This window comes from Peptoniphilus catoniae, assembly GCF_901447155.2.
GTDB classification, from domain to species: Bacteria; Bacillota; Clostridia; order Tissierellales; family Peptoniphilaceae; genus Peptoniphilus_E; species Peptoniphilus_E catoniae.
Genome location: NZ_LR588416.1, coordinates 1 through 13,544, shown reverse-complemented (window position 1 = coordinate 13,544; position 13,544 = coordinate 1). Strand labels below are relative to the sequence as shown.

General features: G+C 32.6%; 15 protein-coding genes. 10 read left to right on the top strand and 5 right to left on the bottom strand.

The annotated features are described in order from the left end of the window. Positions 1–5 precede the first annotated feature (5 nt). Genes trkA through PEPCATONIAE_RS06265 form a run of 3 tightly spaced genes read left to right on the top strand, consistent with a single transcriptional unit; the run spans position 6 to position 2,835 of the window. Positions 6–1,376: a Trk system potassium transporter TrkA gene (trkA, locus tag PEPCATONIAE_RS06275; protein WP_138160280.1), complete on the top strand. Its 1,371-nt coding sequence runs from the start codon at positions 6–8 to the stop codon at positions 1,374–1,376. 7 nt (positions 1,377–1,383) lie between these two features. Then, positions 1,384–2,049: a uracil-DNA glycosylase gene (locus tag PEPCATONIAE_RS06270; protein WP_138160279.1), complete on the top strand. Its 666-nt coding sequence runs from the start codon at positions 1,384–1,386 to the stop codon at positions 2,047–2,049. Positions 2,050–2,058: 9 nt separating this feature from the next. After that, on the top strand, positions 2,059–2,835 hold the full coding sequence (locus tag PEPCATONIAE_RS06265; RefSeq protein ID WP_138160278.1) for an alpha/beta hydrolase family protein: 777 nt from the start codon (positions 2,059–2,061) through the stop codon (positions 2,833–2,835). A 10-nt stretch (positions 2,836–2,845) separates the two neighbouring features. Here PEPCATONIAE_RS06265 and PEPCATONIAE_RS06260 read toward each other — a convergent pair whose 3' ends face one another. Next, positions 2,846–3,394 carry a guanylate kinase gene (locus PEPCATONIAE_RS06260; RefSeq protein WP_138160277.1) on the bottom strand — a complete coding sequence of 183 codons (549 nt, stop codon included), beginning with the start codon at positions 3,392–3,394 and terminating at the stop codon, positions 2,846–2,848. 149 nt (positions 3,395–3,543) lie between these two features. Here PEPCATONIAE_RS06260 and murI point away from each other — a divergent pair, with 149 nt between their 5' ends. The 3 genes from murI (at position 3,544) to hisS (ending at position 7,082) form a co-directional block, all read left to right on the top strand. Next, positions 3,544–4,368 carry a glutamate racemase gene (gene murI, locus PEPCATONIAE_RS06255; protein WP_138160276.1) on the top strand — a complete coding sequence of 275 codons (825 nt, stop codon included), beginning with the start codon at positions 3,544–3,546 and terminating at the stop codon, positions 4,366–4,368. Between the two features lie 20 nt (positions 4,369–4,388). Beyond that, complete coding sequence (locus tag PEPCATONIAE_RS06250) at positions 4,389–5,702, top strand: Na+/H+ antiporter NhaC family protein (protein WP_138160275.1); 1,314 nt, start codon at positions 4,389–4,391, stop codon at positions 5,700–5,702. Between the two features lie 69 nt (positions 5,703–5,771). Beyond that, positions 5,772–7,082 carry a histidine--tRNA ligase gene (gene hisS, locus PEPCATONIAE_RS06245; RefSeq protein WP_138160274.1) on the top strand — a complete coding sequence of 437 codons (1,311 nt, stop codon included), beginning with the start codon at positions 5,772–5,774 and terminating at the stop codon, positions 7,080–7,082. Between the two features lie 161 nt (positions 7,083–7,243). Here hisS and hisC read toward each other — a convergent pair whose 3' ends face one another. Next, positions 7,244–8,335: a histidinol-phosphate transaminase gene (gene hisC, locus PEPCATONIAE_RS06240; protein WP_138160273.1), complete on the bottom strand. Its 1,092-nt coding sequence runs from the start codon at positions 8,333–8,335 to the stop codon at positions 7,244–7,246. 131 nt (positions 8,336–8,466) lie between these two features. Here hisC and PEPCATONIAE_RS06235 point away from each other — a divergent pair, with 131 nt between their 5' ends. Next, positions 8,467–9,360 carry a diacylglycerol/lipid kinase family protein gene (locus tag PEPCATONIAE_RS06235; protein WP_138160272.1) on the top strand — a complete coding sequence of 298 codons (894 nt, stop codon included), beginning with the start codon at positions 8,467–8,469 and terminating at the stop codon, positions 9,358–9,360. Positions 9,361–9,371: 11 nt separating this feature from the next. Next, the gene (locus PEPCATONIAE_RS06230; protein ID WP_138160271.1) at positions 9,372–10,112 is read left to right on the top strand and encodes a nitroreductase family protein; all 741 of its coding nucleotides are present in this window, start codon (positions 9,372–9,374) and stop codon (positions 10,110–10,112) included. Positions 10,113–10,229: 117 nt separating this feature from the next. Here PEPCATONIAE_RS06230 and PEPCATONIAE_RS06225 read toward each other — a convergent pair whose 3' ends face one another. Continuing rightward, positions 10,230–10,937, bottom strand: a complete 708-nt coding sequence (locus PEPCATONIAE_RS06225) for a hypothetical protein (RefSeq protein ID WP_138160270.1) — start codon at positions 10,935–10,937, stop codon at positions 10,230–10,232. 419 nt (positions 10,938–11,356) lie between these two features. Here PEPCATONIAE_RS06225 and trmB point away from each other — a divergent pair, with 419 nt between their 5' ends. Then, positions 11,357–11,983, top strand: coding sequence for a tRNA (guanosine(46)-N7)-methyltransferase TrmB (gene trmB, locus PEPCATONIAE_RS06220; RefSeq protein WP_138160269.1), 627 nt, complete (start codon positions 11,357–11,359; stop codon positions 11,981–11,983). 67 nt (positions 11,984–12,050) lie between these two features. Beyond that, positions 12,051–12,572, top strand: a complete 522-nt coding sequence (locus PEPCATONIAE_RS06215; RefSeq protein ID WP_138160268.1) for a hypothetical protein — start codon at positions 12,051–12,053, stop codon at positions 12,570–12,572. A 2-nt stretch (positions 12,573–12,574) separates the two neighbouring features. Here PEPCATONIAE_RS06215 and PEPCATONIAE_RS06210 read toward each other — a convergent pair whose 3' ends face one another. Both PEPCATONIAE_RS06210 and PEPCATONIAE_RS06205 read right to left on the bottom strand, forming a co-directional pair. Further along, a complete protein-coding gene (locus PEPCATONIAE_RS06210) occupies positions 12,575–12,778 on the bottom strand; it encodes a DUF4177 domain-containing protein (protein WP_138160267.1) in 204 nt (67 codons plus the stop codon). Between the two features lie 23 nt (positions 12,779–12,801). Continuing rightward, complete coding sequence (locus tag PEPCATONIAE_RS06205) at positions 12,802–13,254, bottom strand: VOC family protein (RefSeq protein WP_138160265.1); 453 nt, start codon at positions 13,252–13,254, stop codon at positions 12,802–12,804. Positions 13,255–13,544: the final 290 nt, after the last annotated feature.

The following is a 13,544-nucleotide window of genomic DNA, read 5'->3' as shown; positions in this document are numbered from 1 at the left end:
GTAGCATGAAATTACTTATAATAGGTGCAGGTAAGGTAGGACAAAATATTTTATCCACCGTTGCAGTAGGAAAAAATGAAATTACAATAGTGGACAGGAGCAGAAAAGCTTTGTCAGAAATTCGCGAATCTGATAATGTTGAAAGCATTCTCAATGATAATTTAACTCCTGAATTATTTAAAAAATTCAAAGTCGAAACTTATGATTTTGTTATTTCTGCAACTAACTCTGATAAAACCAACATACTATCCAGCGTTTTAGCAAAGAATATGGGAGCCAAATATACTATTTGTAGAGTTAATCAAGCTGAATCCATGGAACAAATTTATTATTTAAGAAATTATTTGGGGATAGATAAAATCGTAAATCCTAATCTTGAAACAGCTTTGTCTGTGGGAGATATAGTTAGCAGCAACATAAGATACCAGTCAGATAAGTTCGGGAAGGGTAAAATTGAAGTAATAGGTCACGGTATAAAAATGGATAAGGACCTGGAAGGTAAAAAAATAAAAGATATAGGTGCTCTTTCAGTTATACTGGTTATAGGAGTAATTAGAGACGGAGAGCTTATTATACCTAATGGCGACTTTGTATTAAGGGATAAGGATTACCTTTACCTTATGGGACTTTCTAAAGATATTATGAATTTTAAAATGAAGTATTTTAGAATTGCCGAAAAGCAAATGAGAAAGAAAATTGCCATAGCAGGTATTAACGAAATCAGCAATCAACTTGCAATAATATTTAAGGATGAAGACTTAACTGTAGTGGATAGTGATCCGGATAAATGTAGATCTTTCAGAAAGAACTATCCCAATGCCTTTGTTATTAATTCAAATCTTAAAGGAGCGGAGTTTTTCGATTTAAACAATATAGATAAAAGCGATGTATTTATAGCCTTAACTGACAATGAGGAGCTTAATCTTGCCCTATCTCTTATGGCTAAAAAATTAAATATAGAGGATATATTTTTGCAAATATTATCAAGGAACTATCTTAAAATTTTAGATGAACTTGAGTTTACAGGAGTCCTAAATCCTATAAATATAGCATCAAATGCAATTATAAAAACTATAAGTAAGGATAAGGGTATATCAACCTATATGACCTTTGACGGTTTAGCGGAGGTTTTGGAATTAAAATTACCCGATGACACAAGCTTAATAGGTCACAAGCTTAAAGACGCCAAGATACCACCGGGTGTTCTTATAGGAGGCATAGTAAGAGAAGACGGCACTGTAATTGTGCCTAGAGGAAATTCTGAATTTAAGAAGGGGGACTCTATAGTTGTCTTTTGCAAAAAGGAAAACAAAAAGGATCTTGAATATTTTATTAAGGAAAAGGGAGACAATTTCTTTTTAAATTTAATTAGATGAGGTAGTTATGTATAGGTTTAATAATGATTGGGACGATCTTTTAAAGGATGAATTTAAAAAACCCTATTATTTGAATTTAAGAGAGCTTTTAATTAATGAGTATAAAAACTTTAAAATATTTCCTCCGGCTGAAGATATATTTAACGCCTTTAAATATACGCCCTATAAGGATGTAAAGGTGTTAATCCTGGGACAAGATCCCTACCACAATTATTCTCAGGCCCAGGGCTTGTCTTTTTCCGTTAGAGATGGAGTAAAGATCCCTCCCTCCCTTATGAATATTTACAAGGAACTTCATGACGATCTTAAAATAGAAATTCCTCAAAGCGGATCTTTAGTTAAGTGGACGGGACAGGGCATTATGCTTCTTAATACAACTCTTACAGTAAGAGCCCACTTTCCCATGAGTCACTCTAAAATAGGTTGGGAAATTTTTACAGATGAGGTTATAAAATTGCTGAATGAAAAGCCTGATCCTATGGTATTTATACTGTGGGGAAGACACGCCCAGTCAAAGGAAAAGTTTATAACAAATGACAGGCACTTAATTATTAAGGGGCCTCATCCATCACCCTTGTCAGCTCACAGAGGTTTTTTCGGTTCAAGACCTTTTTCAAGAGCTAATGAATTTTTAAAAGAGAACAATATTGAACCGCCAAGTTGGAAATTATAGGAGGTAACTGTGGATTATTTAATGTCTGAATATGCGACAATAAAAGATGTAAAGGTTGGAGAAAACCCTCTTTATGTTGTCACTCCCAGAGATAAGAAAGAAAATCAAAAGGCTATTATTTTTTATCACGGTTGGGCAAGTAATGCCTTTAATCAAATTTTAAGAGCAAATATATTTGCAGCCTACGGCTATCAGGTAATTCTTCCTGAAGGGCTCTATCACGGAAGAAGGGGCAGACTGGACTATGACAGCAATGAAGTCCTTAAGGAATATATGCCTAGAGTAATTATGAAGCATATTGAAGAGTTTCCTATGATTCACGATTATGTTGTAAATGAACTTGGTATAGCTGAAGAAAACATAGGAGTCGGAGGCCACTCCATGGGCGCTTTTACAGCAGGTGGACTTTTCACCTTTAAAAAGAGTCTTGCAGTGGGACTTCTTTACAACGGTATTATGGATTGGAGCTGGCTTGTAGATGAGTTAAGCGAAGGTGACGATGAGATTCCTTACGAAAGACAAAGAGCCTTTGAATTTTTACTTCAAATGAGTCCGTCTAAACACAAGGAGGACATAGTCGACAGACCTATAATACTTTGCAACGGAGATGAAGATCACCTGGTGGATCCCGATTCCATGAAGGACTTTTACAATGATATAGTTAAAGATTATAAGAATAAGGATTTGATTCGCTACAAGAGATATGAAGCGACATCACATCAAATGACAACCTTTATGATTTTTGACTCTTTAATGTTTATGAGAAATGAATTAGGCTTTAAATAAAAGGTCCCACCTAAAAGGTGGGATTATTTTTATTTTGCTCTTCTACTATAGCTTCAATATTTTTAGCCACTTCATCAATGGATTTGGAGGCGTCAATTACATAATCAGCATAGGGCAGGAAATCTTGCTTGCTCTTGAGCCTGTTTGCTACCTTTTCAGGGCTGTCTCCTCTTTTTTTCATTCTTCTTATCATTTCCTCCTCACTAAGTCTAAGGTAGATACAAATAGAATTTTTAAAAGTCTTTTTTATTTCCGCAACCCCTTTAAGCTCTAAAATTAAAATTATATTTTTCCTGCTCTCGTTATATTTTTCAAGTTCTTTTTTAGATATGCCGTAAAGGTTTCCGGCATAGGATGTTTCAGCAATAAAAAATTTTTTGCCTGATTTAGACCTAAAGTCTTCTCTCGTTATAAAATGGTAATCTATACCGTCAACCTCTCCCTCTCTTTTAGGCCTTGTAGTGTAGGTAATTATCCTATGAAAATTTTTCTTTTTCTTTAAAATATTTCCCTGGGTAGTTTTTCCGCTGCCTGAACATCCGGCTATAAGGTATATCATAATGAGCCCTCCTGACTTTATAACAGTATACACTATATGTGAAATTAAAATCTATAAACAAGTCTTAAATTTTCAAGACTGTTTTTTTATTTTACACTTTGATACAATTATATAAGAAAGATGTTTACCTGAAATAGAAGAGGTGAAAAATGAACTTTTTAAACGACAGACCTATTGGAATTTTTGATAGTGGTATTGGCGGATTAAGTATACTTAAGGAATTAAAGGAAGACTTTCCTAATGAGGATTTTATATATATTGCAGATACAGGTAGAGCTGCCTATGGGGCAGAGGGAAGTCAGGACATTTCCAAATATACCATGGAATGCTTTAAAAAGCTTGAGACCATGGATGTAAAGCTGGCTATTATGGCTTGTAATATTTCAGTACCCTATTGTATTGATGAAATAAAAAAAGAATTTAATTTTCCAACCTTGGCAGTAATGGGATCAGGCATTGTGGACTCAGCTATGATTACTAATAATAGAAAGGTTCTTATACTGGCAGGAGATGCAACTGCAAGAACCGATATTTTTCAAAAAGCTATGGCAAAAATAGATTCAAGAGTAGATACAAGAGTTACCGGTTGTCCCGATTTAATCAGCGCAGTTAAGGATGGACTTGGAGAAGAAAGACAGGGCTATTTAGCAGCTAAAGGTGAAATGGACAAGTATAGTGATTTTGACTATGATATTTTGCTTTTAGGATGCACCTATTTCCTTTTTGCACAAAATAATATCCAAAAAATTTTAAAAGACCAGGATAAAAATGCTAAAATTGTTAATCCTGCAAAGTCAATATCAGGAGACTTAAACAGAATGCTAAGTGGACTTAAAATTCTATCAGACAAAAAGGGACAAAAAATAAGCTGTTACGTTACAGGAGATGTAGACGACTTTAAAACTGTTAGTATGAAGCTTATGGGAGAGGATTATAAGGATCTCCATATATTTAAAATGGATTTTGAAGATTAGTTAAGCTTTAGGAGATTTTTATGTTTGAAATTTTAATACTCTTATTATTTGCCCTGTCCTTGGTTTTTTGTGTGATAAAGGATTTTGCAATTATTAATGCCCTGGTTTTCGGATTTGTTTTGTTTTTAGCCTACGGAAGAATAAAGGGACATAGCTTCAAAAGCCTTTTAAAAATGTGCATTACCGGTATAAAGCAAATGAAAAATATTCTTCTTGTTTTTATGCTTATAGGAATGATTACAGCCCTTTGGAAGGCTTCAGGAACTATAGCCTACATAATAAGTAAGGGATCTAATTTTATAACGCCGGATCTTTTTATTCTGGTTACCTTTATTTTGTGCTCTTTGCTTTCCATACTTATAGGCACATCCTTCGGAACAGCGGCTACTATGGGAGTAATATGTATTTCTATGGCGAGGGCTATGGGGATAAATGAGCTTATAACAGGAGGAGCTATAATAAGCGGCATATTTTACGGAGACAGGTGCTCTCCCATGTCAACCTCCGCCCTTTTAGTAAGCGAGATAACAGGTACAAATATATTTAACAATATAAAATATATGTTTAGAACAGGTATGGTGCCAACTATTATCACCTGCCTTATATACTATTTGCTGGGTAGGGGTAACCTTTCAGGAGATGTTGATTTTGAAATAATAAATGCAATAAGGGGAAATTTTAACCTTAACCCTCTTTTAATAATGCCTGCAGCTATTATAATAGCCTTGTCCTTATTTAGAGTAAATGTTAAAAAAACCATGCTTATATCTATAATAACCGCAGGTCTTTTGGCCTATATCTATCAAGGAGAAAGTGTGGCGGATATTTTAACCTATGGACTTTTAGGATACAGGTCTGATAATTACCAAATAGATAAGCTTTTTCATGGTGGAGGAATAGTCTCCATGATTAATGTAAGTATAATAATTATTATATCGGCAACCTATTCAGGCATATTTGAAGGCACGGGACTTTTAATTAAAATTAAGGACAAAATTAAGAATCTTGCCGACAGAACCGGATCCTTCTTTGCAACCTTTGTAGTTGGGATAATCACCAATCTTATAGCCTGCAATCAATCCCTTGCAACGATACTTACCTATCAGCTATGTAAGGGAATAGATGACGATCAGACCCTTGCCATCCACATTGAAAATACAACTATAGTTATGGCATCTTTAGTTCCCTGGTCTATAGCCCTGGCAGTACCATTAAGCACCCTAAGCCTGGACCATAGAGTCCTGCCCTATATTTGCTATGCCTATATACTGCCGGTTTATACCTTGTTGATGCAAATACTTAGACCGGGTATGGACAAGTATAAGATAAAGTGATAAAGTACATAAAATAGCAATTATATAAAAAATAGCAATAATGTAAGATTTACAAAACAGGAGGTAAAAATGAGTAACATTGTTAAGCCGTCAACACTTCCGGGCTTTATGGAGTTGTTGCCTAAAGATCAAATTCTATTTAACGAGATGATGGACACTATAAGGAAGAACTTTGAGAATCATGGGTTTTTGCCAATTGATACACCTGTAATTGAAAAAAGTGAAGTGCTCCTTGCAAAAGGCGGCGGCGAAACGGAAAAACAAATTTACAGATTTACAAAAGGCGATACAGATATGTCACTTAGATTTGACCTGACAGTTCCTCTTGCCAGATATACAGTAGAGCATTTTAACGACTTGTCCTTCCCTTTCAGAAGATATCACATAGGAAAGGTATATAGAGGAGAAAAGGCTCAAAAAGGAAGATTCAGAGAGTTCTATCAATGCGATATTGACACTATAGGAAATGAGAAGCTTGATATTTTAAATGATGCGGAATTTCCTGTAGTTATTTATCACACCTTTAAGGATTTGGGCTTTAACGAATTTACTATTAAAATAAATAACAGACGTTTACTTACAGGATTTTTCTCCTCTCTTAATATAGAAGACTCAGCTAATGTTTTAAGAACTGTAGACAAACTTGATAAAATCGGAAAAGAAAATGTAATTGAAGAGCTTATGGAAAACGGAATTTCCAAAGAAACAACCTATAAGATCTTGGACTTTATATCAATTAGCGGAAACAACGAAGAAATATTTAAACAACTTGAAGACCTTAACATTGAAAATGAAACCTTCAAAGAAGGCTTAGATGAGCTTAAAACCGTAATTAAATATGTAGCGGACTTTAATGTGCCTGAAGAAAATTATTCAGTAGATTTAAAAATTGCAAGGGGACTTGACTATTACACAGGCACAGTATATGAGACAATTTTAGACAATTACCCTCAAGTCGGCTCAGTTTGTTCGGGAGGAAGATACGATAATCTTGCTAGCTACTATACAGACAAAAAACTTCCGGGAGTAGGTTTATCCATAGGACTTTCAAGACTTTTCTATCAGCTTAACGAAGCGAAGATTATTGAAGCTAAAAAACAAAGCCTTATAGACCTTATTGTTATACCTATGGATGAGTATATTGATTATGGCGTAAAGCTTGTTTCAAAGCTAAGAGAAGGCGGAGTAAAATGTATGATTTATACCGAGAAAGCTAAACTCGGCAAAAAATTCAAATATTCAAATGCCCTTGATATTCCTTATACCATAGTAATTGGAGAAGAAGAGGTTAAAACAGAAAAGTACACTCTTAAAAACATGGCAAGTGGAGAACAGGATTTATTTACCCTTGAGGAAATAATTAATAAAGTTAATAGATAAAAATTAAGATTTAAAAATATACCCTCCTTATCATTTAATCGATAAAGAGGGTATATTTAATTACTTATAAAAATTTTAAAAGTTTTATAAAAAGGGAGTTCAAATAAATGGACCTCCTTTTTAATTAATAAGTTTTATAGCACTAGTCCTTTAGAAATTTTTTATTTTAATTCTTTTAAGACTTTTTCCAATTTTTCAGCAAAGAATTTGTTTTCCTCCATGGTACCCACAGTTAATCTTGTGTAAGAACCCTTTTGAGGTCTTACTATAACTCCTTCTTTTTCCAAGGCTTCAAATAAAACTTTGGAATCTATGCCTGGGCTTTCAAAGAAAATATGGTTGGCTTCACTTTTAATATAGGGTAGGTTCAATTTTTCAAAAACCTTGTAGAGATATTCCTTGCCCTCAAGATTTGTTTCATAAACCTTTTTTATAAAGTCCTCATCATCCAGGGCTGCAATAGCTGCCACCTGAGCAAGGGCGTTGGCATTAAAGGGCTGTCTTGTTTTATCGAGAGCTGAAATTATATCCTTGTTTCCAATAACATAGCCTATCCTTAGGCCGGCAAGACCATATATTTTTGAAAAAGTTTTTACTGTAAGAACATTTTCATATTTTTGGAAGAAGTGAACAGTGTCTTTAGGATATTTATCTGAGGATACGTATTCTCTGTAAGCCTCGTCATAAACTATTAAGGTATCCTTAGGCACCTTCTCTATAAATTCTATTACCTTGTCCTCCTCCAACATGGTTCCTGTAGGATTGTTAGGATTGCAAAGCCAAATTATTTTAGTTTTTTCATTTACACCTTCAAACATTTTATCAAGGTCAAAGTGGAAATTATCCATAGGTACAAGTTTAACCTTGGCGCCCATAATTGAAGAGTTGTCCGTGTACCTTTGAAAAGAATATTCTGAAACTAAAACTTCATCGCCTTCGTTTAGATAGGCTTGAGCGATTATTCCTAAAGCATCATCTGCTCCGTTGGTAATTAAAATATTTTCTACGCCAATTTTATATTTTTCTGCAAGCTTAGTTCTGATATTTAAAGAGCTTCCGTCAGGATAAAAATTAACTCCGTTTTTAATATAATCCGTAAGAGCCTTTATAACCTTTGGGCTTGTTCCAAGGGGATTCTCATTAGAAGCAAGCTTAACAACATAGTCAAGGTTAAACTCCCTTTTTACATATTCAATAGGCTTTCCCGGCACATAGGCTGCCACCTTTAAAATTTCATCACGTGGTTTAAGCATAAAACATCCTCCTTTTTATAATAATTTAATAATAACTTGTTAAAAATCTGCAATAAAATTGTTTTTTATATCGGATAAAGTCTTCTTGGGTATATAATAATACAAGATCTTATTTGTAGAAAGGGATATTTATGAAAAAAATAATGTTAATAGTAAATCCTAACTCAGGCAAGGGAACTCCTGAGAATTTTAAGGACACAATTAAAGAAAAGCTTGAAGCTTATTTTGATGAAGTTGATTTAAGAGTCACTAAGGGACCTGAGGATGCAAAAAACTTTGCTGAAGAAGCTTCGATGAAAAAGTATGAAGCTATATGCTCAGTAGGGGGAGACGGGACAGTTAACGAAATACTTCAAGGACTCTATAACAAGGATTACATCCCTAAGCTTGCTATAATTCCGGGAGGCACAGGTAATTTATTATCTAAACATTTAGAAATATCTCAGGATATGAAGGGGGCTATAGAGGAATTTGATTTTAAAAAGACTGAAAAAATAGACCTTGGAGTATGCAACGGGAAATGTTTCAGCCTTTTTGTAAGTATAGGCTCAATACCTGAAGCCATTCATGAAGTGTCACCGGAGGAAAAGTCCAAATTCGGTATGCTCACTTACTTTAAAAAGTCCATTGAAAAACTTGTGGAAAATGAAAAATTCAATTTAAAAATAACAACAGATGAAGGAACCTACCAAGGACCTGTAGATCATCTTTTAGTAGCGCTTTCAAACAGAATAGGCTACATTAAATTCACTGATGAAAATAAAGGTATGTCAACCGGCAAGGCAAATGTACTAATTTTAAAAGAAAAGGATCTACTTAATGTTATTTCAGGAGCTAAAGACCTTATTGTAGGAGAAATAGAAAAAAATGAAAATGTAGAACATTTTGTTTCTAAAAAAATTAAAATTGAGTCATTAAACGGCTCTGTTGAAACCGATATTGACGGAGATAAGGGACCGGACTTGCCTGTAGAGATAGAAATTTTACAAAAAAGGCTTGAGGTCTATCTACCTGTAAAAAAATGAGGTGAAAAAAATTGAATGAAACTTTAAAGTTATTTGACAACCACAGAACAATAAGGTTTTTTAAGGAAAGAAAGGTTGAGAAGGAAAAGCTTGAAGCACTTATGGAGGCCTTTAGACGATCTCCCAACTCTATGGGATTGCAAGAAAGCACAATTATTCGCATAAGGGATCAAAAGCTTAAAGATGCTCTTGCGGCTATAGGAGAGCAGGATTATATAGCAAGGGTACCGGAGCTAATGGTATTTGTTGCAGACAATTATAGAAATTATAGAATAGCTATGGAAAATGGATGCCATGAAGACCCTCCCACAATTGAAATGTTAATTCAGGGCCTTACCGATTCCATAATAGGGGCTCAAAGTGTAAATATTGCTGCTGAAAGTATGGGTCTTGGTGTTGTCTATCTGGGATCTATTTTAAAGGGGACAGACAAGCTTATAGATCTTTTAAAGCTGCCTAAGTATACATTACCTGTAGTAGGAATGGGCATAGGATATCCTGATGATGACCCTCAGCTTAAACCGAGAATGGATATAGAAAAAAGATGCTTTGAAAACCGATATGAAATATTTGACAACTACGGAAAATTACTTAAGGACTATGATGCTCAGATGTTAAACTATTATGACACAAGGGATAAGGGAAGAAGGTCTGAATCCTTTACCGGACATGCTACAAAGCTTTATGATTTACTTACAAAGGTTGATAGTAAGGCTGTAGACATTCTTAAAAGGCAGGGCTATAAAATTTAAAATTATATTTATATGGGGCAGGTTTAAAATCTTGCCCCTTTTGTTTTTTTAAATAAATTAAGTTTAAGGCACAGCATACTATTAAGCTATTATAAAAAAAGACTCGAAAGCCGAGTCTTATAGGTTTACCTTTTTCTTTTCAATTTTTCCTAAGTCTCTTGCCATTTTTATTATTTCTATAGCCTTTGCTCTACTTTTAGGAGTATCAATTGATATAAGATAGTTTTTAGAAAATCCCTTTCCCTTTATAACCAGTTCCTTATCCTTATCAGTATAAATGCTTTTAAGGTCCTTATAAAAAACTATAATATTTCCAAAAACCATACCCTCATCGAAGCTTCCTATAGCAGTGGAAAATTTGTCCTTGCCGAACTTAATAGGATTGGACTTGGAAATCTTATAAACTATAGATGAATCCAAGTCTTTTTTAGTAGGAAAGGCTGCACTTAATAAATTAACAACAAAGCAGGTTAAAATAATAAGAGCAGTAGGCACTGAAGCTATAGAGTTAATTATGGCATTATCCCTTACATAGATAAATTGTATAAAATAAGTATTTACGAAAATCAAAAACACTGTATAAATAAAAAGGTTCAAATAATATATACTTCTGTTAATTTTAAGTCCCCTTAAACTTAATATAGCTAAATAGCCCACAAGCATATCTATAAGTGCTCCAATAAAAAGATAATTTGCCAGCATCCAAAACATAAGATAAAAAGAATTTTTCTCAACCACAGGTTTTAAATTAAACAAGGCCTGTACCACTATAGGTAGAAAAGCGGCAAAAATTAAAAGCCCCATTTTAAATTTTTTCTTTTCCATAGAAACCTCCATTTACATAGTCATACTATTTTAACATAAATAATAGAAATAAATAAGTTTTAAACTTTTATTTAGCATGGAAATAAAAAAATTTAAAAAATAAGTTTAAAAGTAAAAAGTCTGGGTATCTAGATAATGAAAAGATGAAGGTCGATACTTTGGAGAGGTGATTCCGATGAAAAGTGAGATTTTTTCCCTTTTCATAAGAAAAGGGGCTAAGTACAAATCATAGTATATTTTGTATTGTAGCTAAATGCTAAAGGTTTAAACACTTATGTTTATTTTATAACTATGATTTATTTACAAATTAATATATGAATTCACAAACCAACCTTTTAGGGTTGGTTTTTGTGTGTAAAAATCTAAGCTTTTAATAGTTAAGTATGGTAAAATAAGGCTATTCATTAATTGGAGGACTTATGAGACTTAGAAAAAAACATTTTGCCATCCCAGAGCTTAAAGAAAATCCCAAAGTAGACTTTGAAGCAAAGGAAAATAAGGGACATTGGCAAGAAATATTTAACAATAAAAGTGACATATACTTAGAAATAGGATCAGGCAAGGGTGGATTTATATCTCAAATGGCTGAAAATAATAAAGACATTAATTTTGTCGGAATAGATTTTGAAACAAATGCCCTAGTATATGCCGGAAGAAAATTAAAAGACTTGGAAGTAGAAAACGCAAGGCTCCTTCCCATAAATGCAGAAAAGCTTTCAGAAATATTTGATAATGAAATATCAAAAATATATATAAATTTTTGTAATCCTTGGCCAAAAAACAGACAGCACAAAAGAAGACTTACCCATCCGAGATTTTTAGAAATATATAAAAAAATCTTAAAAAAAGATTCAATAATTCAATTAAAAACAGATGATTTAGATTTTTTTAATGACAGCTTAAAGTATTTTGAAGATTCAGGCTTTGAGAAATTAGAAGTAGACTATGATAAAAAAATTGAGGGAGAAGATTATATAGTAACTGAATATGAAAGTAAGTGGAGAGAAAGAAATATACCCATAAAATTTGCAAAGTTTAAATTTTAAATTTATTAATAGATTTAAAGTAAAACAAAGCTTGTTTGTAACTTATTTTGAAACTACAGGTGATTTTTTGGAAAAATTTTATAAAAATATACTTGTCTTATTTCTTTGTATTGTAGTAATAATAGCTGCATATCTTGCTTATAGCCTTAGTTTTGATAAGAAATTGATAAATTCTTTTTATGATTTATACTTTAGTCAAAAAGATTTAAAAGAGGACCAAGTAGACGAGATTTTATATAATTTGCCAGAGAGTATAGAAGACTACATAGAAGAAAAAAATTTTGCAGAATACTTGACCAAGAACTGCTTAGACCAGCTTACAAAAAAGAGAAATATTCCAGAACTTAACCTATATAAACTTGATGACTTTTCATATGAAATTGATGATATAAAAAAATTATCAAAGGGCAAATATAGGACAAACTTAACTGTCTATATTTCAGGAACAAATGAGAAAATAAAAACAGATATAAGAGTGAAAAAAGAAGACGGCAAAAGAAAAATAGACTACATAAATTTAAAAGACTTGCAAAAATTTTTAGAAAATGCAAACTTAAAAATAAACAAGAACAATAAAAGGACTGATTAATTTCAGTCCTTTATTTTTTCAAAAACTAAATCATAAGTTTTTAAAGTTCCATAGCCTACATAAGACTTAGGAAGTATATTTATAAACCTATAAGATCTTTTTGCATATTCTTCTATAATTTCTTGAGGAGATTGCCCATCTTCGCTCTCATATCTTTTATTAATAGCACCCCTAAGATTTACTTCTACAAATTTATATTCAACCATATATCTTCATATCCTCCAAAAATTTATTTAATATACTCAACAAGTTCCATTATGTTTTCATCCATATCATAAAAATAAACTGCCTTAAAGCTTTCTTGATTTGAATCCTCGTATTCAAAATATTGAGGCTTAGATATAAATTTTACACCCTTTTTACGCAAATCTCCATAAACCTCATCTAAATTATTACAAGAAAAACAAATTTCAGAAACAGAGCTTTTAAAAAAATTACCCTTTTCTTTACTTATAGGATGATTAAATTCAATAAGTTCAATAGGAGGAGAGTACAAATTATCAGAACCGTTAAAATAAGCAATTTTAGCAATGGTGTTTTGCTTACCGAATAAAAGATCGGTTTCAGGTCCCTCCATTATCAAATTTCCAACAGGTTTAAGTCCTAAAACCCTACCGTAAAAATCTTTAGCTTTTTCTAAATCACATACTGTTATTCCAATATGAATTACATTTTTTATCATTAAATCACCTAGTAAAGTAAATACCCAAATTTATTAAGCAAAAACTTGATTTAAGAGTTTAACTTTGCTATTATTTAAAAGTCAAGTCAATAAATGTAAAAATTTTTTAAAAAAGACTTGACAAAATATCCACATAGGATATATACTGAATAAGCTGTCTTACAAAAGGCAGCAAGAACCAAGATAATTAAATAGTGTAAGAAATCATAAGCAAAGAAGCTTAGCGGAAAAAGTCAGTAAAAAGAACTGAAGCTAAGGACAAATTACAATCGAGAGTTTGATCCTGGCTC

Coding starts and splice junctions, on each gene's coding strand:
- PEPCATONIAE_RS06235 (WP_138160272.1), top strand. CDS start 8,467: ATGAAAAAAATAATGTTAATAGTAAATCCTAACTCAGGCAAGGGAACT.
- hisC (WP_138160273.1), bottom strand. CDS start 8,335: ATGCTTAAACCACGTGATGAAATTTTAAAGGTGGCAGCCTATGTGCCG.
- PEPCATONIAE_RS06210 (WP_138160267.1), bottom strand. CDS start 12,778: ATGGTTGAATATAAATTTGTAGAAGTAAATCTTAGGGGTGCTATTAAT.
- PEPCATONIAE_RS06225 (WP_138160270.1), bottom strand. CDS start 10,937: ATGGAAAAGAAAAAATTTAAAATGGGGCTTTTAATTTTTGCCGCTTTT.
- trkA (WP_138160280.1), top strand. CDS start 6: ATGAAATTACTTATAATAGGTGCAGGTAAGGTAGGACAAAATATTTTA.
- PEPCATONIAE_RS06250 (WP_138160275.1), top strand. CDS start 4,389: ATGTTTGAAATTTTAATACTCTTATTATTTGCCCTGTCCTTGGTTTTT.
- PEPCATONIAE_RS06260 (WP_138160277.1), bottom strand. CDS start 3,394: ATGATATACCTTATAGCCGGATGTTCAGGCAGCGGAAAAACTACCCAG.
- PEPCATONIAE_RS06205 (WP_138160265.1), bottom strand. CDS start 13,254: ATGATAAAAAATGTAATTCATATTGGAATAACAGTATGTGATTTAGAA.
- trmB (WP_138160269.1), top strand. CDS start 11,357: ATGAGACTTAGAAAAAAACATTTTGCCATCCCAGAGCTTAAAGAAAAT.
- murI (WP_138160276.1), top strand. CDS start 3,544: ATGAACTTTTTAAACGACAGACCTATTGGAATTTTTGATAGTGGTATT.
- PEPCATONIAE_RS06270 (WP_138160279.1), top strand. CDS start 1,384: ATGTATAGGTTTAATAATGATTGGGACGATCTTTTAAAGGATGAATTT.
- hisS (WP_138160274.1), top strand. CDS start 5,772: ATGAGTAACATTGTTAAGCCGTCAACACTTCCGGGCTTTATGGAGTTG.